The 21605-nt window shown below is 68.1% G+C and carries 19 protein-coding genes; 10 read left to right on the top strand and 9 right to left on the bottom strand.

Features of this window, described 5'->3' with window-relative positions:
* Positions 1-53: 53 nt before the first annotated feature.
* Together ABZS69_RS57865 and ABZS69_RS57860 are read right to left on the bottom strand one after the other, a co-directional pair.
* Positions 54-2408: an ExeM/NucH family extracellular endonuclease gene (locus ABZS69_RS57865; protein ID WP_355390489.1), complete on the bottom strand. Its 2355-nt coding sequence runs from the start codon at positions 2406-2408 to the stop codon at positions 54-56.
* A 516-nt stretch (positions 2409-2924) separates the two neighbouring features.
* Positions 2925-3701, bottom strand: a complete 777-nt coding sequence (locus tag ABZS69_RS57860; protein ID WP_355390486.1) for a methyltransferase domain-containing protein — start codon at positions 3699-3701, stop codon at positions 2925-2927.
* 145 nt (positions 3702-3846) lie between these two features.
* On the opposite strand from ABZS69_RS57860, the gene ABZS69_RS57855 reads away from it, so the two are divergent.
* A complete protein-coding gene (locus ABZS69_RS57855; RefSeq protein ID WP_355390483.1) occupies positions 3847-4599 on the top strand; it encodes a DinB family protein in 753 nt (250 codons plus the stop codon).
* A 21-nt stretch (positions 4600-4620) separates the two neighbouring features.
* Here the strand turns inward: ABZS69_RS57855 and ABZS69_RS57850 are convergent, their stop codons facing one another.
* The gene (locus tag ABZS69_RS57850) at positions 4621-5220 is read right to left on the bottom strand and encodes a hypothetical protein (RefSeq protein ID WP_355390480.1); all 600 of its coding nucleotides are present in this window, start codon (positions 5218-5220) and stop codon (positions 4621-4623) included.
* A gap of 212 nt (positions 5221-5432) precedes the next feature.
* Positions 5433-5870, bottom strand: a complete 438-nt coding sequence (locus ABZS69_RS57845) for a pyridoxamine 5'-phosphate oxidase family protein (RefSeq protein WP_355390477.1) — start codon at positions 5868-5870, stop codon at positions 5433-5435.
* Between the two features lie 249 nt (positions 5871-6119).
* On the opposite strand from ABZS69_RS57845, the gene ABZS69_RS57840 reads away from it, so the two are divergent.
* Positions 6120-7898 carry a hypothetical protein gene (locus ABZS69_RS57840; protein WP_355390474.1) on the top strand — a complete coding sequence of 593 codons (1779 nt, stop codon included), beginning with the start codon at positions 6120-6122 and terminating at the stop codon, positions 7896-7898.
* 452 nt (positions 7899-8350) lie between these two features.
* Here ABZS69_RS57840 and ABZS69_RS57835 read toward each other — a convergent pair whose 3' ends face one another.
* Positions 8351-9430 (bottom strand): hypothetical protein, encoded by a 1080-nt coding sequence (locus ABZS69_RS57835; protein ID WP_355390471.1) that lies wholly within the window; start codon positions 9428-9430, stop codon positions 8351-8353.
* Between the two features lie 445 nt (positions 9431-9875).
* Between ABZS69_RS57835 and ABZS69_RS57830 the strand changes: the two genes are divergently transcribed.
* On the top strand, positions 9876-10328 hold the full coding sequence (locus ABZS69_RS57830) for a hypothetical protein (RefSeq protein WP_355390468.1): 453 nt from the start codon (positions 9876-9878) through the stop codon (positions 10326-10328).
* 377 nt (positions 10329-10705) lie between these two features.
* Here the strand turns inward: ABZS69_RS57830 and ABZS69_RS57825 are convergent, their stop codons facing one another.
* The 3 genes from ABZS69_RS57825 to ABZS69_RS57815 all read right to left on the bottom strand — a co-directional run bounded on the left by ABZS69_RS57825 (position 10706) and on the right by ABZS69_RS57815 (position 12539).
* The gene (locus ABZS69_RS57825) at positions 10706-10981 is read right to left on the bottom strand and encodes a hypothetical protein (protein ID WP_355390465.1); all 276 of its coding nucleotides are present in this window, start codon (positions 10979-10981) and stop codon (positions 10706-10708) included.
* Between the two features lie 131 nt (positions 10982-11112).
* Positions 11113-11598: a hypothetical protein gene (locus ABZS69_RS57820; protein WP_355390462.1), complete on the bottom strand. Its 486-nt coding sequence runs from the start codon at positions 11596-11598 to the stop codon at positions 11113-11115.
* A gap of 290 nt (positions 11599-11888) precedes the next feature.
* Complete coding sequence (locus ABZS69_RS57815; RefSeq protein ID WP_355390459.1) at positions 11889-12539, bottom strand: HAD family hydrolase; 651 nt, start codon at positions 12537-12539, stop codon at positions 11889-11891.
* 264 nt (positions 12540-12803) lie between these two features.
* On the opposite strand from ABZS69_RS57815, the gene ABZS69_RS57810 reads away from it, so the two are divergent.
* Entirely contained in the window at positions 12804-14063 is a 1260-nt protein-coding gene (locus ABZS69_RS57810; RefSeq protein ID WP_355390456.1) for a serine hydrolase domain-containing protein, read from the top strand.
* Between the two features lie 230 nt (positions 14064-14293).
* On the opposite strand, the gene ABZS69_RS57805 is transcribed toward ABZS69_RS57810, so the two are convergent.
* Positions 14294-15067 (bottom strand): hypothetical protein, encoded by a 774-nt coding sequence (locus ABZS69_RS57805; protein ID WP_355390454.1) that lies wholly within the window; start codon positions 15065-15067, stop codon positions 14294-14296.
* Positions 15068-15321: 254 nt separating this feature from the next.
* Between ABZS69_RS57805 and ABZS69_RS57800 the strand changes: the two genes are divergently transcribed.
* The 6 genes from ABZS69_RS57800 (at position 15322) to ABZS69_RS57775 (ending at position 21602) form a co-directional block, all read left to right on the top strand.
* On the top strand, positions 15322-15966 hold the full coding sequence (locus tag ABZS69_RS57800; protein ID WP_355390451.1) for a CAP domain-containing protein: 645 nt from the start codon (positions 15322-15324) through the stop codon (positions 15964-15966).
* Between the two features lie 174 nt (positions 15967-16140).
* Positions 16141-16410 carry a hypothetical protein gene (locus ABZS69_RS57795; RefSeq protein ID WP_355390448.1) on the top strand — a complete coding sequence of 90 codons (270 nt, stop codon included), beginning with the start codon at positions 16141-16143 and terminating at the stop codon, positions 16408-16410.
* A gap of 110 nt (positions 16411-16520) precedes the next feature.
* Positions 16521-17039 carry a formate dehydrogenase subunit gamma gene (locus tag ABZS69_RS57790; protein WP_355390446.1) on the top strand — a complete coding sequence of 173 codons (519 nt, stop codon included), beginning with the start codon at positions 16521-16523 and terminating at the stop codon, positions 17037-17039.
* Positions 17036-18586, top strand: coding sequence for an NADH-quinone oxidoreductase subunit NuoF (locus tag ABZS69_RS57785; RefSeq protein WP_355390443.1), 1551 nt, complete (start codon positions 17036-17038; stop codon positions 18584-18586). Before ABZS69_RS57790 ends, ABZS69_RS57785 begins: the two co-directional genes overlap by 4 nt.
* Positions 18583-21375, top strand: coding sequence for a formate dehydrogenase subunit alpha (fdhF, locus tag ABZS69_RS57780; RefSeq protein ID WP_355390440.1), 2793 nt, complete (start codon positions 18583-18585; stop codon positions 21373-21375). Before ABZS69_RS57785 ends, fdhF begins: the two co-directional genes overlap by 4 nt.
* Positions 21375-21602 carry a formate dehydrogenase subunit delta gene (locus ABZS69_RS57775; RefSeq protein ID WP_355390437.1) on the top strand — a complete coding sequence of 76 codons (228 nt, stop codon included), beginning with the start codon at positions 21375-21377 and terminating at the stop codon, positions 21600-21602. Before fdhF ends, ABZS69_RS57775 begins: the two co-directional genes overlap by 1 nt.
* Positions 21603-21605: the final 3 nt, after the last annotated feature.

Raw genomic sequence — 21605 nt, 5'->3', positions numbered from 1 at the left:
TGCGACCGGCAGGCGGGCCGCGGCGGTGTCGCCGCCGCGGCCCGCGTGCGATCTCAGAGCTTCAGGCCCACCAGCAGCGGGTCGTGGTCGGAGGAGCGGAACGGGTCGGGCGCGTACAGGGACGGCGGGTTGAACTCGGTGTTGTAGTCCATGAACCGGCCCTCGTCGGAGTTGATGTGCCAGATGGTGGCGCCGGTCACCAGCTTGCTCGCGCTCTTGTCGGCCAGCACGTGGTCGAGCTCCCCGGACAGGGCGTCGAAGACGTAGCTGTAGCGGTCGTTCTTCTTGACGTACGTCTTGCTCAGGCTGGTCAGCCCGGCGTCCTCGAACGCGTGGATGGGGTCCTCCTCGCCGTAGGCGTTGATGTCGCCGAGGACGAGCACGTTCTGCAGCTTGAGGCTGTCGATCAGGGCCAGCACGGCCTTGGCCTGCTTGACGCGCTTGGCGTTGTAGCAGGCCTGCCCGTCGCCCTGGTCGGCGTCGTCACCGGAGGCCGGGCCGTCGGCGTCGGTGCAGCCCTTGGACTTGAAGTGGTTCACCAGCACCGTGAAGGACTTCCCGCCCCCGCCGGCCTTGGCGAAGGTCTGCACCAGCGGCGGCCGGTTGAAGATCGCGTCGGACGACGACCGCGCCGGACCGGTCGGGGTGACCTTGGCCGGCTGATAGATCAGCGCGGTCTGGATGAGGTCGGTGCCCGGGTTGGGGTGCGTGATCGCCTTGTACGTGCCGGCGCCGGCCTTGGCGTTGAGCGCGTCGACCAGGGTGTTGAGCGCCACGTCGTTGTTGCGCTCGACCTCCATCAGCCCGGCCACGGCAGGGTTGAGCGTCGTGATGTTGGCGACCAGCTTGGCGAGCTGGCGGTCCCGCTCGGCGGCGGTGGTGGCGCCGCGGGACTTGAGCGTGGTGAACCAGTTGAGCGTGTTGAGGCTGGCCACCTGGACGTCGCCGCCGACCTTGGCGGGCTTCGCGGGCCGGGGGTTGTCGGCCTTGAAGACCACCGGCTTGGTCGGCTGGACACGGTAGGCGTCGAAGCCGTACGTCAGGACGCCGGTCAGGTTCTTCACCGTGTCGCCGATGCGGACGGTGTTCGATCCCGTGGTGTGGTACGGCAGGGTGGGCGGGTTCTGCACGCTCGAGGCGTCGTCGAGGAGGATGGCGCGCCGCGCGTCCTTCTCGGTGTTCACACCCTTGCGGTCCGTCGGCTGCCACAGCCGGCCGCCTCCGGCGAGGGTGATCTCACCGAACCGGCCGAGGTTGTAGATCTCGGAGGCGGCGAGGTCGCCGTCGAACGTGACGAGCATGCCCTCGTACCGCTCGAAGGTGACGCCCTTCTTGAGCGGCAGTTTCACCTTGGTCGCCTTGATCGCGCCGGTGCCGCACACGGTCACCGCGGTGACCGGCGAGATCTCGGTGAGGCCGTTGTACTCGATCGCCTTGCCGGAGACGAGTACTCGGTCACCGGTCTTGACCGGTGAGGAGGAGAACACGAACAGCGCCTCGGAGGTGGCCGGGTCGGCATCCGGCTTGAGCGCTTGCACGTAGAAGCCGCCGAACTGGCCCGAGCCCTGGAAGGAGCCGGTGACGATGCCCTCGACCCGGACGTTCTGACCGGCGACCGGGCTGGCCTCACCGCTTCCCTGCACCTCGGAGATCTGGTGGGTGGGCGCGGTGTCGCAGCTCTCGGTGGGCGTGACGGTCGGGGTGGGGGTCGGCGTCACGGTCGGGGACGGTGACGGGTCACCGCCGCCGCAGGGGGCCGCGGGGGCGGCGCCGTTGCGTGGCGCGGGGGCCGCGGTCTCGAAGTCGGCGCCGTTGTCGTCGGTGTCGGTGCAGCCGCCGCCCTTGCGGAACGCGCCGGTGGTGTTGGTGAGCGCGGGGGCGGCGGTGCCTTCGAAGAAGTTCGCGGTGCCGTACCCGACCAGGTCGGCGATCAGCGCGAGCTGGGCGTCGGCGCAGGGGGTGGAGGAGCCGTTGCAGGCCAGCCCGTCGCTCGAGCGGACCAGCGCCACCTTGCCTGCGGTGCCGCTCATGTTGATGGAGCCGACGCTGTCGGGCTGGGGCAGCGCGCCGCTGGGGGTGGTGCCGGCGGCGAGCTGTACGAGGTGGTGCTGGCCGGGGGCGATGCTGCCGGAGAGGTCGGCCTTGTTGGAGGCGAAGTTCCCGGTGCCGCTGGCGCTGGTGTACTGCACGGACCAGCCGTCCAGGGACACGGGGGCGCCACTGCGGTTGAACAGCTCCAGGTAGTCGTTGGTGAAGGGAGCTCCGGTGTTGCCGCCTCCGCCGTAGACCTGGCTGATGACCACGGTTCCGGGGGCCGCGGCCGAAGAGGGTGAGGACAGGGCTGCGATCGCACCGGCGACGACGCCGGCCGCAACGAGGATCGCTGTAGCCCGGGACTTTACAGACATGCGGGGCAGCGTAAACCGACAAACAGCTGAAAACTCTGTATGCGGCATGGATGGGTCATGAAATTTCAGCTGTTGATTCGTCAATGTGTGACGTTCGCCCTCCTGACCTGGTATCGCGCGCCGATCAACGACGGGCTCGCCATTGCCCGACGGGCCCGATGACGTCGGTCGAGCCCGCGCCCACCGCCCGGGGCCGGCCTCACCGCTCGGGTCGTGAGCCGCTGGCGGTCAAGGGCCGAGAGCTGCCAGGCCGACGTGCCGAGGACGTTCGGGATCGGCGATCATCACGACGATGGCGATCTTGTCGCTGCTGTTCGTGCTCGGAGGCACGCCCGTTCGGGCCGGCCCGAACGGCTCGCGGCAGTTCGGCGGGGGCGTCGTGGGGCGGCTGCGCAGGGCCGGGGGAGGGCGTCGGCCATCAAGGCCCACGCCATCGTCGATGTGACCTGCAGCGCTCGTTGTCTGCACGATCATTCGGCCGTCTGTCACGGACAGGGACGCGGACGTTCGTTCTCGCTATGCCTGAGCGACGGCCAGAAGATGGGCGCTCGCGTTGATCATCAGGGGATCCTGTTCGGCGATGCGAGCACACTGCAGGGCCGCGTCCACAAGCCGGTCGAACTCTCCTTCGCCGGCAACGTCCAGAGCAGTCCACGCCGGCCCTTCGATTCCGTACACCTGCGTCTCCTTCAACCCCGCGTTCCGCACTTCCGCCCTCAGTTCCTCTGCCGTGTGGAAGTGGGTGGGCATGAAGCCGAGGTGCCCGTCGTAGTCGCCGGTGGCGATGAGGGCCTCGACCGCGGGGGTCATCTCCGTGAGTTGCCCGGTCGTGCCGGCTTCCAGAAGCGACAGGTAGCGGCTGATGGCGGCGACCGCCACGAGGCCTCCCGGACGCAGCACCCGCCGGGCCTCGGCGAGCGCCTGCGCGCGGTCGGCCGGTTCGGTCAAGTGGTAGAGCGGGCCGAACAGCAGGACGACATCCGCGCTGTGGTCCGGGGCACTCAGCTGGCGGGCATCGCCCAGCTCCGTACTGACGCCGGGGAGAGTCGCCGCGGCCTGGACATGGGCAGGCACCGGATCGACCAGGTGCACCTCGTAGCCGTCTGCGGCCAGCCACCGCGCGTGCACTCCCGTACCGCCGCCGACGTCGAGAATACGCGCCGGAGGCGGCATCAACGTTCTCCGCAGCAGCTCTTGGGTACGCAGGTACTCCAATCTGCCGTGCGGCGACCTTGTGAGCCGGGTGCTCTCGGAGGTTTCCTTGGTGTAATGCTCCATCAGCTTTGTGATCACAGGAATCATGGTGGTCACTGGGGCGTGCGCCGGTAAAGGGAATTTCCAGGTAGGCGGACACCGGTTCGTACGACGCTTGTTTGTGGCGAGGTCGAGAGCGGCAGGGCGGCTGTACCGTCACGGCCGGTACGGGCACAATGGCGCGATGACCACGCAGTACGACAATACCGACGCGTTCCGTGGGGCGAGCTTCACCGGCGCCACCTTCGCGGCCGCGAGATTCCGCGACTGCGACATGCGCCAGATCAAGATCGTCGACTCCTTGCTCGTGGACGTCAGCGTGTCGGGAGACGTACGCAACTTCCTCGTCAACGACGTGGACGTCACCCCCTTCGTCGAGGCCGAGCTCGACCGGCGACATCCCGAGCGCGTACAACTGCGACAGATGCGGACAGCCGATGACTTCCGCGTGATGTGGGACACCATCGAACGGCTCTGGCGGGAAACGACCGCCCGCGCGGAGAGGCTGCCGGAACCGGCTCGCCACGAACGGGTCGACGGCGAATGGTCCTTCGTCGAGACGCTTCGCCACCTGCTCTTCGCCACCGACGCCTGGGCAAGCCGGACGATCCTCGACGAGCCGAAGCCGTTCCACCGGTTCGGCCTCACCCACACCGGTTATCCGCCCGCGGACGCGGCGGCACTCGGCATGGACCTCGATGCGCGCCCGTCGTACGCGGCAGTGATGGAGGCGCGCGCCGGACGCGTGGCGCTGGTGCGCGGTATCGTCGACGGCCTCACCGACACCGAGCTGGCACGGATGTGCACGCGCGCACCCGCGCCCGGCTATCCCGAGGAACCGCGCTCGGTCGGCAGTTGCCTGCGCGTGGTGATGGAGGAGGAGTGCGAACATCGCCGCTACATGGTGCGCGACATCGCGGTGCTCGAAGCGCGCTGACTGACTGCAGCTGACGAGGGGTCATGTGGGCATCGGCACGTATATTCTCGGGCCCCTGCTCATCTCCTTGTCCAGACGAACGCCGCTCTCCAACTCGATCACTGCAAGACACGTGCCCAGCACCGATACCTCTGGGTTGTCCGACCAGGTCTCGGGTTCGCCCGACCAGGTGTCGTAGACGGCAGCGAATTTCTCCGCGTAGGGCGCCAGCGGCCCAATCTGTTCGGTCCAGGCAATGAAGGGCAACCAATCAGGTTCGGGAAATCGAAGCTGCCCGTCGCTCTCTCCATAGGAGGCATACAGGGTGGTGTTACCCTCGATGTCGTTACCTAGATACCAGTGCCGAAATCCTTCACCGCCGAGTCGATCCGTCACCTCCTTGCCATCGGGATAAGGGTTGTTCGACCATGTGACGACGCCTGCGCCGACTTGTTGAAGTTCGAGGTCCTCGGGCTCGACCTCTCTCGCAGCGCGCAGGATGGCGGCATCCAGCCCGAGCCGGCGCACCGCGTCTTCGACCGTCATCACGCCATGGTCTGGAAGCGTCACCGTGCACACCAGGTCTTCCCACGTCATCCGGCGAACCAGCTCGGCGTAACGCTTGGCGACCTCACTGAACACAGGACAACCAGCTTTCTCGAATGGATCAACGCCGACAATCTAGAGCACGATGCCCACGGCGGGACCCTGGCCACCGCGTGGCCTTCTGCCGCAAAAGGCGATCAGCCAACGACGGAGTGCTCCCTCGCCAGAGGCATTCGTCGTGACCTGGCTCCGGTGCCTCACCCGAGGAGGACCCGCTCGACGACAAGTAAACGATCTTCTCGTATGCGCTAAAGGGAAGTGTGGTAGCTCAGATCTTTGGCTATCAGGGACGAGGGCGTCAGCTTCAGCCACGCCGCGCCGCGTTGTCCGGGATCCTCGTGGAGGTAGCGCACGAAGCGGCGGTCCCAACGGGACTCGTCCTCGCCCAGGTAACGGACCAGCTTGCGCCTCCCGCGTGGCACATCGAATGGAACGAGTACGGCTCGCCCGCGAACGATGACCTGCTGGACAAGACCTGTGCCAAGATCGCATTTGTCCACCACAAGAGCGACGGCAGGGTCACTGCGGACTCGCTGGAAGAGCTTCGCCCACGGCCCCGTCAAGATCCAGAAAGCCCCTTCCTCCCACAGATACCACACTGGACGCACGGTCGGTCCGCTGGTGGCGATGCGGGCCGTGAGGGGCTGGGCGAGAAAGGCCCCGAGGTCGAAGGGGGAACGTGTCATTGGGGCATCATCCCTGCTTGCCACACCTGGCAGGAATACAACATTCGACCTAGGACCACCGGAGGTTGGCTCTGGGACAGCCGGTCCTCGAATCTGCGCCCGGCGATCCGCCTCATCTGCGCTATCTGCTACGCCGGCTTGGACACCGGTCAGCGCAGCCCAGTTCACCAAGTCCCACATCACTAGGTCGTCCTGCCTGTCGGCGCTTGTGTCCGCCCGTACGGCGGTGCCGCGCTAAGATCGCGTCCCGTGCCTTCTGATGGTTTATGGCGGATTATCAGGATTGGATTAGTAGGTCTGGTTCTTGCGGCGGCGGTCGCGGGCCTGGTGCTCGGCGACGTCTGGCTCTGGGCGGCCGTCGGATGGTCGCCGCCGGTCTACGCGGAGTTCTACGCGCGCGACGGGTTTGACACCCCGACGACTGTGGTGCTGCTCGTGGCCGCCCTGGTGAAGGCCGCGCTCCTGTGGCTGATCCTGCGTGCCCCCGCGCCGGGACCGCTGGACCGCCGGGCGAAGGCGCTGCGCCGACTGCTGTATCTGGCGGTGGCGTACACCCTTGTGCTGTGGTACCCGATCGCGCTGCTCCCCGACGCGGTCGACGCGGCGTTCCAGCTCGTGCTGTGGGCCGCGATCGACGTCCACTACCTGCTCGTTATCCGCTGGCGGTCCCGCATGCTGCGCGCGGCGGCCGGAGCGATGTTCGCGGTCGAGCTGGCCGGGATGGCCGACGAACTGCTCGGCGAACTCGACCTCCCAGAGCTTGGATCGGGTGACATCGTCGGACTGGGCTTGGCGCTGGGCGGAGTGGCGGCGACCGTCATCACAGTCGTCGGGCAGCGGCGCGACGGCCGGTGGAGCCGCGGTACACAGGCCGCCGGGTGGTTGTCGGTGGGCGTCTACGCGCTGGTGATCCCGCTCAACGTTGTCTTGGGAAGGATCTCCAGCGGCAACGTGGCGATACTGGTCACGTGGAACGCGGTGGGGCTCGTCAGCACCGTGTGGATGGCGGCGACCGCCCGTGAACTGCCCGCTGAGGAACGCCCGGCGGACCCTCCGCCCGCGCGGCGGCGCGTGATCCGCGTCGCGGTGGCGGCCGTAACCGTACTGCCGATCATCGCAATGATCCACCCGGAGCAGAGCGCGCACCTCACCTACACTGGCCGGTCGACGGACTGCTATGACCGGCCCGGCTTCGGCGACCTGAAACCCGCGCAACGCGACGCCGCGTTCCTGTGCCGGGCGCGGAGCAGAGATGGCGGAGTCCCGCCCATGTTCCCGGACAGCCTGTCGGACCAGGCGATCCTCGCGTACGGGCGGGCGCTGTGCCGGACAAAGGACCGCGACGAGCAGGAGGCGATTCTGACGCAGGCCGGGAGCGCGCGGCCCGCCTGGGGCGCGGACCCGTGGGACCTCGTCTACGTGTGCCCGCAGATCGTCGGCGCGACCTATCCCGAGCTGCTGCGGTCGGCCGCCGAGACGGAGTCGGCGAACGACGCCTACATCGCCGAGGAGAACGCGAAGTGCCGCGACCCGTGGCCCCGTACGAAGGGTGTCGCCCAGGCCACGGCCAAATATTTCCTGTTCGTGGACGGCGATCCCGGCTATCTGGTCCACGACCCCGAAGACCCTGCGGCCGAGGAGGTGGCGGAGCAGGCGATGGACAAGGTCTACGACGACAGCAGCGGAATCGGGGTGGCCGGCGGCGCGGTGCTCATCGGGCACGTCGCAGACATCAGCAATCTGTGCCTTACAGTGAAGGCCTTCCGCACCGCGCCGCCACGGCGGACGGCCGGATGGGATCAGGTCAACGAGGTGCCGATCGTCAGCCGCACCGGCCGGCTCACCGTGCCGGAGAGGGGCGAGGGCGGAGAGGTGGGCGCGGGCGCCCCGATGCCGAACCTGGCGATCGTGGGGAAGGGCCGCTACCGGCTGCGTGTCTATGTGCGGGTCGACGATGCAGGGGAGGAGCAGCACCTGGTCGTCGTGTTCCCGGGTGCGTCGAAGAAGAGGCTCAAGCTGAAGCCGTGAGCGGTGGCGGGCACACTTGATGGTCATCTGCCCATGAGTCGGGCTCCGCGACATCGCGCACCGGACAGGCCGCGTCCACCAGCTCCCGGATCCGCAACCGCGAGCAGAACCGCGCGACGATCGGCAACGCTTCGAGCATCATCTCGACACTGGCCCCACTGGGCACGCTTTCTCCGGAGAGCGTGCCCTCGATGAACCTGCGTTACTCAGTCCGCGCGTCGTCCTCGACGGGGACGACTGCATCCTGTTGTGGCGCCATTTCAAAGCCCACCGGCTGGGCGGCTCCCGGTGGAGGTGTCGAGCGCGGCGAGACCGCGCTCCGGCGTACTGTGCGGTCGTCACGCTTCAGGCAGCTCGCGGCGTACCTTGATCGCTTCGGTGGCGTTCTCGTACCTGAGTGCGTGAGCGACAGATGGCCGCTGCGAGCCGATGGTGGCCTCCGCGCTTGGCTCCTAGCTGCTCAACCAGGTGTCCAACCGGGACAGCAGCTCTGCCGTGGGAACCTTGCCGCCTGTGGACCCGGCGTAGACGGCTTGACAGGGGGCGCGCCAAATTCGTACCTCGGCGATGGCGCCGGTGAGGTCGCCCACCCACGCCACGTCGAGGGCTGTCGGCTGCGTGATCCTGTTCAGCCCGCAGTCGGTCAGGTTCGCGGCCCTTTCCGTGCCTCCGCTGTCGGTCATGGTGTTCACGGCCGTCGAGGTGTTGATCAGTGACCGTACGGATACGAGATCGTCTGAAATGTTGACCTGGGCTTGTAGCCGGAGCAGGCCGCCGTCGAGCCGGTAGCGGCAAGCCGCGGCCGCCGACAGCGGGCTGGGCAGGAGAGCGCGCTCCCCGAGGCCTCGGTTGGCCGCGATGTCATCTCGCGGCCAACCCCAGCGGCGGGTCAGGTCGACGCTCGCGGCCGGCAACGCGGCCGCGCAATCGGTGAGTACGACGGGCTTCGGCTGAGCCTGCAGTTGTGCCCGGTAATAGCTGAGAAAGGTGTCGCTCGGATCGCCGAACCGTGTCCGGCCCGCGGACCGGGCAGTGCCGCAGTTGCGGTTCACCAGCACGACGGCGGGTTTGCGCTTGTCCCTGTAGTGCACGACGAAGGACAGACTCGTGCCGTAGCCGACGAGAGTGCAGACCTCGCCGAGGTGGAGGTCATCTTCTTGGACGCGTCCCTTGGCAGCCTCACGCCTGCGTAGGTCGGCCTCGAGCACATCGCGCGTGGGCAGCGCGTTGAGGGCGGAGACCATGGCATCGACCTGGGTGGTGAGTTTCCTTACCGGTACCGGAGCCCCGGGTGACACTGGAACCTGCCCATGCGGCGTCGGCAGGGCGATCTCGCACATTGTCACCAAGACGGCGCCGTCGGCGGGCACCAGCTCGCCGGGCCGGTCACCGGCCTCCCACCCGCCGGCGGGTGAGATAGGACATTCGTCGGTCCCGAGCTGCGGGCCAAGGCTGTCCAGGGGAATGGCGGAAGGAGCCGCCAGCAGTAGCGCGGATACTCCCGCGGCGACTCGGCCGACGCGCAGCAGCATGAAAGAAATGTACGCGGTAGCGGTTGATCACCGAGGCTATCCGGGCATCGAAAGCGGCGTTCAGGGTCAAGATGGCTCGCATGACGACGCCCCCGGGTCAGGAATGGCCGTACTGGCGGCGCGCCGCCGGCCGAGCGTCTCGTTGTGCTTCTCACCGCCAGTAGTTGATCACGGTGTTGCGACGGCTCCTGGAATTCGCCCTTCACGGAGGAGGGGGCCAAGGGCTCAGCGGGCTGGGGTCGGGGGTGCGGTCTCACCTTGATCGCTTTGGGGCGCTCGCGGAAGTTGTGCCGGTAAGAGCCAGCATGATCCCTGCCATGGCGCGGTAGACGCGCATCCGCCGACGATCAGGCGAAAGCTCTCCGACAGCCCGACGACAGGGGCTGTTGCGATGCTCAATGGGTCGGCAGTCGGCCGAAGCGCCACGCAGGGACAGGGGGATTCGGTGAAAGAACTCGCGAAGGTCCATAATCGGTGGGCTACAGTCGGCGCCTTGGCGGCCAGTGCGCTGGCGGTGGCGCTGTTCAGCCCGGCACCGGCTCGAGCGGCAGCGGTCCAGCAAGGACTTGCGGGCCAGTCGGTCTCGGCATCGACGAAGATCGCGGCCAGTCCGTGCACGATGCTGAAGATCGGTGGCTCCGCCGCGACGGTCCGCCTGTGGTGGTGCGACGGAACGCAGGGGACCGGACGGGGCTATCACGGTCAGGCTTACATCACCGCGGGCGGCTCGGTCTGGCTGGTCAGCGGCGCCGGAACGCCGACGGCCTTCAAGGTCAGCAACGTGAGCGGGTGGTTCGACACTCCAGACGTCGGTGACTACGGCGCTCCGTGGAAGGCCTGCAAGCACAACGGCCCTATCACGAGCCCGACCGAATGCACCGGCTACGCCACCAAGTAGGGCTCCCGGCACGTGACCGCCCCGAACGCCGCCTCCCCGCGGGTCCTGGGGAGGGGCGGCGGCGGGCCTGGATCAGGCCGGACTCGTAGGCGTACACCGCCGCTTGGGGTGGGCGCGTGAGAGAGGACACCCCTCAGCCCGCGGAGAATGAGGCCACCTTCGCCATCTGGGGCGCCCCACCCCGTGGACGGTTCACAGCGGACGGGCCGGGCGCCATCGGCGGGGCGGGATGGCGTCCGCGACGTTGCCCGCCGAGCATGGTGGGGTCCGGCGCGAAGGTGTGCGAGCGTGATCGATCAGCGATGGGCTGTTGCGATGGGGCGTCGCAGTGCCGCGTGGGCGGGTGAGCCCCACCCAGGACGCACACGGGATCGTGATCAAAACGGCACGACCACGCCGAGCTCGCGCAGCCGGGCGACTGCCGTCGACAGACACAGCGCGGCGCTGGCGCCGTCGGCACGCATGCCCGCCTCCAGCGGGCCGCCGCTCGCCGCGAAAGTCCAGGAATGCCGACCCTCCGCCAGCCTCTCCGCATCAACCCTGAGCATCGCATTGATGCCCTGCTCGGCGAGCCACTCCAAGATGAGCAGGGTCGCGTCCTCGATGCCGCCGTCCTGGTCAGCCTTCGCCCATCGGCCTTTCCGCCCGGTCACGGCACGACCCTATCGAGGAGGGATCGCCATGGACTCATCGGCGCCGGACGTCGTCCTCGCACGACAGGCGGATCTGGACATGCCCTCACCGGGTCGCGGTCATCATGCCCGCATACCGTCCGATCTGGGACTCAGACCAAGAGCCGGATCGAGGGAACCTCGGCATCAACCGCGATCTCCTTCTTGCATTCGCCGCACCGTGGACTCCAAGGACGACGTACGTTCGTCTGAATCGATCCCTTGCCCGAGGCCTCCTGATGGGGGCAATAACAGCCGTAGTGCAGCCGGACCCACCTGCTCAGGGGCGTCGCATTCCCACCCCGCTTGGCATCCTGGAACGGCACCCACCAGAAGTCGATCACGGCCCTCAAAACCAACAGAGCGTCCTGGCTTGTCACGTCGAACGCCGAGATCCGCGCCGCAGCAAAGTGCTTGTAGTCCCTCCTGCTGAGGCAGACGGCCCGCTCGTCCCCCAACTTCAACGCGGTCGTCCGGCCCACCCGCTCACAGATGAAGCAATCCAAGTTCAGTTCAATCGTTGGCTCCCAGAACACGTGGTCACGATGGGCGTCCTCAAGATCAGACAGGGTGGCTTTGATCTCAAGGCTGCGCAGCATCTTGGGATCGTCGCACAACTACTGCGGCGGCGACGTAGGCGAGCCCAGCTTGACAAGGTACAGAGAAGGCTCCTGTGGCTACTGGAAGTGGGCTGGGAGCGCGCCACCGAGGCGGACGCGGCGGCCACGGTCGGCTGGCTGTGCAGCCTTACCTTCCTGCGCGCCAAGCGAGAGGAGAGCCAACGCCTTGCCGGACGAACTGCGGTGAACCTCGGTATCCCGATGCGTCGGCAAGCGCTAACCGATGGCGGACTGCCGTCATGAGCAGTCCAAAGGCTCTCACAGGCTCCCTACTGAGCCAGGAGAACCGCGATCGCCTCGGCAGCATCAGCCACGACGTGGTCAGGCTTGCTGATCTGTCCCGGCCATTGGCGACCACGATCGACCCAGATCGTTCGCAAACCAGCAGCCTGTCCGCCGCCGATGTCTGCTGCCACGCTGTCGCCCACCATCCACCCGCCCGCCGACAAGGTCAGGCCGCATCGCTCAGTTGCGAGCTCGAACAGCTTCCGCTCCGGCTTACGCACCTTCTCCGCTCCGGAAATGGCCCAGCCATCGACATGCGCAGCCACACCAGTGCTGGTGATAGTCGTGAGTTGCACATCAGCGAAGCCGTTGGTGACCAGGCCGACCTTCCAACCTGCTCGACGCAGTTGGGCGAGTCCGGCCAGGACGCCTGGACTGGCCGAAATCAGGGTCGGATGACGGCGACGATACTGGGCCCACAATTCCACGACCGAGTCGGACAGCGAGAACTGCCCCCGGAGCTGGGCGAAGAAGGTTTCCTTAGGGACGAGGCCATCCCCGTCGGCCTCCACGATCCAGTCGACTTTGTCTGCCTCAAGCCCGCGCGTTTCGCAGAATTCCACCGCCCACAGGCGCAACCCTGCAGCGCGATCCACGAGCGTGTTGTCCAGGTCGAAGAGCGCCAGTCGCTGCACGATGGCTCACCCTACACACCAGTGCCCTTGATCAATCAGTCACTGAGATCAGGACGATCTGACCGATCTTGCGGCTCCGGGCGAAGTGCAGATATGCACGCCGAACTGGAAGTGCGTCCCAGGGCCACGGGTGATGGCACGGCGCAGCTCCAAGAATGCCGCTGAACTGGTGCTATCGGTAAGGAGCATGGGAAACGCCGAAGAAACAAACGCCGTGATTGCATCGCTGGCGCATCTGTTCTCGTGACAGGAGGTTCCATGGCATTGCCGCATCCCGCGCCCGACCATGCCCCATCGCGCCGTTCGACCATCGGGCTGTTGGGCGCTCTCCCGCTGGCGGCCGGTGGTCTCGTGGCCGCGCCGGGAACCGCCGAGGCGAACACCGCTGTCTCTGGCCGGATTCCGCAGGACCTGCGCCCTGGAGGGGCCTTCGACCGGTACATCAAAGAACTGGCGGACAAGGATCAGTTCTCCGGCACCGTGACGATCGCCCACCGTGGCCGTCAGATCCTGGCCCGCGCCTACGGTTGGGCGGACAAGGAGAACAAGGTACCGAACAAGACCGATGGCATCTACGCCCTGGCCTCCACCTCCAAGCTGTTCACGGGGCTGGCCGTCGTACAGCTCGTTCAGCGGGGCAAGCTCAAGTTCTACGACCTGGTGGGCAAACACCTGGACGGCCTGCCGGCGCAGACGGCCGGCCAGATCACCGTGCATCATCTCCTGACACATACCAGCGGGTTGGGCGACGCCAGGCGTGCCGGCGAGAAGCCGCCGCCGGAGAAGATCCACAACAGCTATGAAGAGCAGATGGCGGACTTCTGGGCGAATCTGAAGACCTTCGAGCTGGAGTTCACCCCCGGGACGAAGAAGGCCTACAGCAGCATGGGCTACACCCTGCTCGGCGAGCTCGTGGCGAGGGTCTCCGGCATGTCGTTCCAGGACTACGTCCGCCAGAACATCTTTCTTCCAGCTGGCATGAAGGACTCCGCCTACTACACCCGCCGCCAGTGGCTGGCCGACAAGCGCATCGCCCATCCGTACATGTATCAAAAGGACGGCACGCGGGTCGACGCCGTTCGCAACCTCGACAAAGGCTCCGTCTACGGCGACGCAGGCCAGGGCAGCAACTCCGCCCGGGGATGGATGGGCACGGGCGGTGGCAACGGCTTCTCCACCGCCCCCGACCTCGTCCGTTTCGCGGCGGCGCTGCAAGCCGGCAAACTCGCCTCCCGGCCCTACACCGAGCTGTATGTGAACGGAAAGATCTCCGCCAAGCCGCTGAAGGAGGACACGTCCGGCAGTTCCCTTCGAGGGGAGACCTTCCAGGCGTACGGGCCGGTGGCCCCCACCTTCAACAACCAGCGCATCATCACCCACGGAGGCGGCGCCGGGGGCATCTCGACAAGCTGGTCCTTCTACCTCGACATGGACTGGACGGCCGTCATCCTCAGCAATTACGACCTGCAGAGCATCGAGCCCGTCATCGACCTGGAACGACGCCTGATCACCGGCGCACAGTAGCTCCAAGAGCAGTAGTGCTTTGTTGAGCCCGAGGAATCCAGTGGCTGTTCCTCTACGGCTGGTTTCCGGGCTTGTCGACGGCCCTGGCCGTCATCCGTCCGCTCTACACCAGAGGAGTGCCCGCCTTGACCGTGCGTGTCGGGCCGCCAGGGTCGAACTCCGTCACGGGGGGTCGCATCGATCCTGGCGAGCATTTCCTCGGGGGTGATCGGCGCCCTGGCCAGGCCCAGCTAGGACTGGTCGGCTGAGCGCAGCCGGGTGGCCAGGGCCAGTCCCGCGGCGGCGAGGTGGGGCCAGCCGACCAGCCCAAGGACGGTGGAGCAGTTGTGCGGCGCGGAGGTCGCGAGCTGGGCGATCGGTTCGAAGAGCGCGGCGACGAGCAGCACGACCGTGAGGACCGGCCCCACCACGCCTCCCCCGAGCACCGCGCCGATCGCGGCCAGGCTGATCGGGATGCCCGTGCCCGTGGCTCTGGACAGGTGGTCGGAGACCTCCGCCCACGGACCTTCGAGCTGCGCGAAGCAGCCGGGGAGGCTGCCGGAGTAGGTGGAGATGAGCACCGCCAGCACGGTCCTGGCTAATGGGATGAGCACGACGCCCGTCCAGCAGACCGTCTGCAGGCGGGGCATCGGGGCCCGCCGTTCCCCGCGCGCCAGCAGGAGGGCGACGACCACGACCGCCTGGCATGAGAGTGACATCCAGGGGGAGAGCTGCGGGCCGCACGGGTTCGTGTAGGGGATGACGAGCGTGGGCGCGTTGATCGCCAGCGACACCGTCGCGGCGAGCGCGCCGAGCAGCGGGAACCGTCGTGGTGCCCAGATGGCGAGCAACGCCAGCACGGCCGGCAGCACGAGGACGGTCCACAAGGCGGCGTCCCAGATCGCGGTGCGCAGCGGGGTCGGCTCGGGCCAGGTGGCCGGAGCCCAGCCGCAGAAGATGCCGGGATGCAGCGACAACAGGAGGCTCGGCGCGGCGGCGGCCAGGATGGCCAGGAGACGGAACATCGGCAGCCTCTCGCGCGAAGTTGATCGGCGGAGAGCGTACCGGACCGCTACGACAAGATGATCTCGAAAGGAACGCGCCCTGCTCGACGTGATGGGTCAGCGAGGAGTGCAGATCCCGGCCTGTGCCCGGCTCCGAAGGGCGGTGTGCTCGTGCAGCAGGGCGCGCCTGGCGAGTGGTTTCACAGTCGCACAGCGTGGCTCTTTGAGTAGGCCCTACTCATGCGGCGCCGCGCGGTGCAAAGCACAGTCGAGGCATGAGAGCCTTCCTCGCCGCGGCGCTGCTGGCCACCGGGCTGGCGGCCACCGCCGCGCCCGCCCACGCGCAGCAGGCCGACTGCGCCTTCGCCGACAACCCCGTCCGCACCGAGCCCTGGTTCAAGAAGAACAAACCCGAGCTGACCGAAGGCCAGCGCAAGGCGGCGATCGTCCTCATGGAGGGCTTCGCGTCCAACGCCATCCGCTGCCTGGTCAACGCCGAGCGCGCCCGCATCGGCGTCGCGCCCCTGGAGGACAGCTACCGCCTCTACAAGGCGGCCGACGAGCACGTGCAGGCGGCCAGGCTGCTCAAGTGGTGGATCGACCGGCCGGAGGACCCGAAGAACAAGCAGTGGCACATCAACCCGGTCACGCACTCCGACGTCGGCGTCCGGGTCAAGGCGGCCGGCTACTGCCCGACCGGCACCTGGCAGGTCAAGGAGAACGTCTTCTCGGGCTGGGACGGCACCGCCACGCCGCGCGCGGCCGTCCGCTGGTGGATGAACAGCGACGAGCACCGAGCCGCCATTCTCGACCCGGCCATGAAGCAGACCGGCATCTCGGTCAGGTACGGCAAGGCCCGCCCGCGCCTGCTCACCGACGTGGCCATGCTCACGACAGAGGTGTTCGGCTCCTGCCGTTGAGGCCGGGCACCAGGCCGGCGTTTCCCCATCAACCGGGCGGTGGTCCTGCCATGAGCTCGGAGCGCCAACTGCGCCCCGGTCGAGAGCGGCCGCCGGACCGTGAGCGCATCGGCGGGCCGCTCAAGCCGCGGGCCGCGATCATGGCCGCGCCGGTCGCCCGCACCCGCGATCGGGTTGACCGTCCTGCCACTCATCGGGCACATCGTCGACCTGGTCACCGAAGGATGGGATCCGGGCGCGATCACCTGGAGCGCGCTGATGCCGGTCGAATCGGCGCTCGCCGAGGCCGTCCGGGAGGCCATGCTCGCGATGGTGCGTACGCTGCTCATCATCGGGCCGGCTGACCTCGACTGGCGGTTCCTGGCGGCGGCCCACGTCCTTTGCCCACCGGAACAGTCAGGACGAGAGATTGTCACGCACGGTTCTCCGAAAATCCGGGGCTGAAGCGTCCGGGGCGGCCCGACCGGAGCACGCGGGCAAACCCTGTCCGACCTGCGTTGATAGGCGTACCCTTTCAGGCAATAGAAGAAAGTGATTGGACATGCCCGCCCACTATGCGTGACCTTGCAAGTGCAAGGCTTCCGATCGAAAGGCTGGTCATGACGTCGTCGCCGACGCCGCCTCTTGAAGATCGAGTACGGTCGGTTGTCGCGCGGCACCGCGACGACCGAGGTGCTCTGCTGCCTATCCTGCACAGTCTCATGGAGGATCTAGGTCATATCGACCCGGCGGCGATCCCGATCCTGGCAGACGAGCTGAACCTCTCGCGGGCCGACGTGCACGGCGTCGTCACCTTCTACCACGACTTCCGTCAGACCGCGCCGGGCCGTACGACGGTCCGGATCTGCCGGGCGGAGGCATGTCAGGCGGTGGGCGCGGCCGGGCTGGTCGAGCGGGCGAGAAACCGGCTCGGCATCGGCCTCGGGGAGACCACGCCGGACGGGGAGATCACCCTGGAACAGGTCTTCTGCCTCGGCAACTGCGCGACCGGCCCGTCCGTCCAGGTCGGCGACCGGCTGTACGGCAGGGTCGGGCCGCAGGAGCTCGACCGCCTCCTGGAGGTCGGCCAGTGATCGACGAGCCTGTGACCGTCTACGTCCCGCGCGACTCCGCGGCCCGTTCTGTGGGGGCCGACCAGGTCGCCGAGCGGATCGCCGAGGCGGCCGGCCCCAGGGTACGCGTCGTGCGCAACGGCTCCCGCGGCCTGTTGTGGCTCGAACCGCTGGTCGAGGTGGCGACGCCGGCCGGGCGGGTGGCGTACGGCCCGGTGACCCCGGACGACGTCGAGGACCTGCTCGGCGCAGGGCTGCTGGACGGCGCGTCGCACCGGCTGTGCCTCGGTCCGACCGAGGAGATCGCCTGGCTGCGCGACCAGACGCGGGTGACCTTCGCCCGGGTCGGCGTCATCGACCCGGTCTCTCCCGACGACTACATCGCCCACGGCGGGCTCGCGGGGTTGAGGCGCGCGTTGTCCCTCACCCCCGAGCAGGTGGTGGGCGAGGTCACCGACTCCGGGCTGCGGGGCCGGGGCGGCGCGGGCTTCCCGGCGGGCATCAAGTGGAAGACCGTGCTCGGCGCCGCGTCGGAGCTGAAGTTCGTCTGCTGCAACGCCGACGAGGGCGACAGCGGCACCTTCGCCGACCGGATGCTGATGGAGGGCGACCCGTTCACCCTCATCGAGGGGATGACGATCGCCGCCTGGGCGGTCGGGGCGAGCGAGGGCTACATCTACATCCGCTCCGAATATCCCGATGCCGTGGCCACGCTGCGTGCGGCGATAGACGCCGCCTATGAGAAGGGCTGGCTCGGCAAGCGGGTCCTCGACCACGACTTCGCCTTCGACCTGTTCGTCCGGGTTGGTGGCGGGGCGTACATCTGTGGCGAGGAGACCTCCATGCTGGAGAGCCTGGAGGGCAAGCGCGGCATGGTGCGCGCCAAGCCGCCGATCCCGGCTCTGGAGGGCCTGTTCGGCAAACCCACCGTGGTGAACAACGTGCTCACCCTGGGCTCGGTGCCGATGATCCTGGCCGACGGCGCGGAGGCGTTCGCGGGGCTCGGGGTGGGCCGCTCGCGCGGCACCCAGGTCTTCCAGCTCGGCGGCAACATCGCCCGCGGCGGCATCGTGGAGGCCGCCTTCGGCATCACCCTCGGCGAGCTGGTGGAGGGATACGGCGGCGGCACCCGCTCTGGCCGGCCGGTGCGGGCGGTGCAGGTCGGCGGGCCGCTCGGCGCCTACCTGCCGACGTCCCGGTTCGACCTGCCCATGGACTACGAGGCGTTCGCCGCGGCGGGCGCGATGGTGGGCCACGGCGGCGTGGTGGTGTTCGACGACACCGTGGACATGGCGGGGCAGGCCAGGTTCGCCATGGAGTTCTGCGCCGCCGAGTCGTGTGGCAAGTGCACCCCATGCCGGATCGGCGCGGTACGCGGGGTCGAGGTCATCGACCGCATCGTCGCGGGCGAGAACAGGACCGCCAACCTGAAGCTGCTCAACGACCTGTGCCATCTGATGACCGAGGGTTCCCTCTGCGCGATGGGCGGCCTGACACCGATGCCGGTGCGAAGCGCCCTCACCCACTTTCCCGGCGACTTCGGAGCGACGACGGAGGAACGGCGATGAGCCTGATCAAGGAGCAGGACTACGGCACTCCGGCACGCTCGGGCGAGGCGACCGTGTCCGTGGAGATCGACGGCAAGCCGGTGCGGGTCCCGGAGGGGACCTCGGTGATGCGTGCCGCGGCCGAGTGCGGCATCGACATCCCGAAGCTGTGCGCCACCGATAACCTGGAGCCCTTCGGCTCGTGCCGCCTGTGCCTGGTCGACATCGACGGCCGCAAGGGCTCCCCGGCGTCATGCACCACTCCGGTGGCCGAGGGGATGAAGGTACGCACCCAGACGCCCGAGCTGGCGGAGCTGCGCCGCGGCGTCATGGAGCTGTACATCTCCGACCACCCGCTGGACTGCCTGACCTGTCCCGCCAACGGCGACTGCGAGCTGCAGGACATGGCCGGCGTGGTCGGCCTGCGGGAGGTCCGCTACGGCTTCGACGGCGAGAACCACCTCGACCTGCCGACCGACAGCACCAACCCCTACTTCGACTTCGACGCGAGCAAGTGCATCGCCTGCTCCCGCTGCGTGCGCGCCTGTGGTGAGGTGCAGGGCACCTTCGCCCTGACGATCGAGGGCCGCGGATTCGAGTCGAAGGTCGCCGCCGGCGCCGGCGGCACGTTCATGGAGTCCGATTGCGTCTCCTGCGGCGCCTGTGTGCAGGCCTGCCCGACGTCCACGCTGCAGGAGCGGTCCGTGGTCGAGCTCGGCATGCCGACCCGCAGCGTGATCACCACCTGCGCCTACTGCGGCGTGGGCTGCTCGTTCAAGGCCGAGCTGCGCGGCGACGAGGTCGTACGCATGGTGCCCTACAAGGATGGCAAGGCCAACGAGGGACACTCCTGCGTCAAGGGCCGGTTCGCCTTCGGCTACGCCTCGCACCCCGACCGGCAGCTCAAGCCGATGCTGCGCGAGCGGATCACCGACCCCTGGCGCGAGGTCGAATGGGAGGAGGCCATCGGCTACGTCGGCAGCCGCATGCTGGAGATCCAGGCCAGGCACGGCGCCGGCGCGATCGGCGGCATCAGCTCCTCCCGGTGCACCAACGAGGAGGTCTACGTCGTCCAGAAGATGGTGCGCGCCGCCTTCGGCAACAACAACGTGGACACCTGCGCCCGCGTCTGCCACTCGCCGACCGGCTACGGGCTCAAGCAGACGTACGGCACGTCGGCCGGCACCCAGGACTTCAAGTCCGTGGACAAGGCCGACGTCATCCTGATCATCGGGGCGAACCCGACCGACGCCCACCCGGTGTTCGGCTCGCGGATCAAGCGCCGGCTGCGCGCGGGCGCCAAGCTCATCGTCGCCGACCCGCGCCGGATCGACCTGGTGCGCTCCCCGCACGTCCAGGCCGAGCACCACCTGCGGGTGCTGCCCGGCACCAACGTGGCGCTGATCAACGCCATGAGCCACGTGGTGGTGACCGAGGGCCTGGTGGACCGGGAGTTCGTCAACGAGCGCTGCGAGGACTTCGCCGAGTGGGAGCGGTTCATCTCCGCCCCCGAGCACAGCCCGGAGGCGGTCGAGTCGATCACCGGCATCCCCGCGGCCGAGCTCCGGGCCGCGACCCGCCTGTACGCGGGCGCGCGCAACGCCACCATCATGTACGGCCTGGGCGTCACCGAGCACAGCCAGGGTTCGACCATGGTGATGGGCATGGCCAACCTGGCCATGGCCACCGGCAACATCGGCCGCGAGGGCGTCGGGGTGAACCCGCTGCGCGGGCAGAACAACGTGCAGGGCTCGTGCGACATGGGCTCCTTCCCGCACGAGCTGCCCGGCTACCGCCACATCTCCGACGACGTGGTGCGCGGCACCTTCGAGACGCTGTGGGGCCGCGTGCTGCACCCCGAGCCGGGCCTGCGCATCCCCAACATGTTCGACGCCGCGATCGACGGCACGTTCATGGGCCTGTTCGTGCAAGGTGAGGACATCGTTCAGTCGGACCCGAACACCAAGCACGTCACCGCCGCCCTGTCGTCGATGGACCTCGTGGTCGTGCAGGACCTGTTCCTCAACGAGACCTCGAAGTACGCGCACGTCTTCCTGCCGGGCACCTCGTTCCTGGAGAAGAACGGCACGTTCACCAACGCCGAGCGCCGGATCAACCGGGTCCGCCCGGTGATGGCGCCGCGGACCGGCAAGCACGAGTGGGAGATCGTCTGCGAGATCGCGCAGGCGATGGGCTACCCGATGAAGTACGACCACTCCGCGCAGATCATGGACGAGATCGCGATGACCACGCCCACCTTCGCGGGGGTGTCGTTCGCCAAGCTCGACGAGGTCGGCAGCGTCCAGTGGCCGTGCAACGACGCGGCCCCCGAGGGCACGCCCATCATGCACATCGAGGGGTTCGTACGCGGCAAGGGCCGGTTCATGCTGACCGACTACGTCCCGACCCAGGAACGCAGCACCCGCAAGTACCCGCTGATCCTGACGACGGGACGTATCCTGTCGCAGTACAACGTGGGCGCCCAGACCCGGCGCACCGGGAACACCGCCTGGCATCCGGAGGACCTGCTGGAGATGCACCCGCACGACGCCGAGGTGCGCGGCATCCGTGACGGCGACACCGTGGCGCTGGCCAGCCGGGTCGGCGAGACCAGCCTCCGGGTCAAGATCGCGGAGCGGATGCCGGTCGGGGTGGTCTACACGACCTTCCACCACCCGGTGACCGGAGCGAACGTCGTGACCACGGAGAACTCCGACTGGGCGACCAACTGCCCCGAGTACAAGGTGACCGCGGTCCAGGTGTCGCTGAAGCACCCGGCCCCGGCCTCGGCCCCCGCACCGGTGAAGTGATGACGCAGATATCTCCGCACGTCCGCCTGTCGAACGAGATCGCAGTACAGTTCCGAAACCGCGATCCGGCCTGGGCGGCCAAACAGATCGCCGCCCATATCCACTCCTTCTGGGACCCCCGGATGCGGGCCAAGCTGCTCGCCGACGCGGGCGCGGCCGACGGCCGGCTGGACCCGCTCGTCGTGGCCGCCGCCGCGCTGCTGCCCCCGGCACGCGAGGACGGCTGACGG

This window comes from Nonomuraea sp. NPDC005650 (genome assembly GCF_040605375.1).
GTDB lineage: Bacteria > Actinomycetota > Actinomycetes > Streptosporangiales > Streptosporangiaceae > Nonomuraea.
This window is presented reverse-complemented; position numbering and strand designations above follow the sequence as displayed.

Coding starts and splice junctions, on each gene's coding strand:
- ABZS69_RS57800 (WP_355390451.1), top strand. CDS start 15,322: ATGAGAGCCTTCCTCGCCGCGGCGCTGCTGGCCACCGGGCTGGCGGCC.
- fdhF (WP_355390440.1), top strand. CDS start 18,583: ATGAGCCTGATCAAGGAGCAGGACTACGGCACTCCGGCACGCTCGGGC.
- ABZS69_RS57805 (WP_355390454.1), bottom strand. CDS start 15,067: ATGTTCCGTCTCCTGGCCATCCTGGCCGCCGCCGCGCCGAGCCTCCTG.
- ABZS69_RS57865 (WP_355390489.1), bottom strand. CDS start 2,408: ATGTCTGTAAAGTCCCGGGCTACAGCGATCCTCGTTGCGGCCGGCGTC.
- ABZS69_RS57835 (WP_355390471.1), bottom strand. CDS start 9,430: ATGCTGCTGCGCGTCGGCCGAGTCGCCGCGGGAGTATCCGCGCTACTG.
- ABZS69_RS57775 (WP_355390437.1), top strand. CDS start 21,375: ATGACGCAGATATCTCCGCACGTCCGCCTGTCGAACGAGATCGCAGTA.
- ABZS69_RS57820 (WP_355390462.1), bottom strand. CDS start 11,598: ATGCTGCGCAGCCTTGAGATCAAAGCCACCCTGTCTGATCTTGAGGAC.
- ABZS69_RS57790 (WP_355390446.1), top strand. CDS start 16,521: ATGCGTGACCTTGCAAGTGCAAGGCTTCCGATCGAAAGGCTGGTCATG.
- ABZS69_RS57855 (WP_355390483.1), top strand. CDS start 3,847: ATGACCACGCAGTACGACAATACCGACGCGTTCCGTGGGGCGAGCTTC.
- ABZS69_RS57845 (WP_355390477.1), bottom strand. CDS start 5,870: ATGACACGTTCCCCCTTCGACCTCGGGGCCTTTCTCGCCCAGCCCCTC.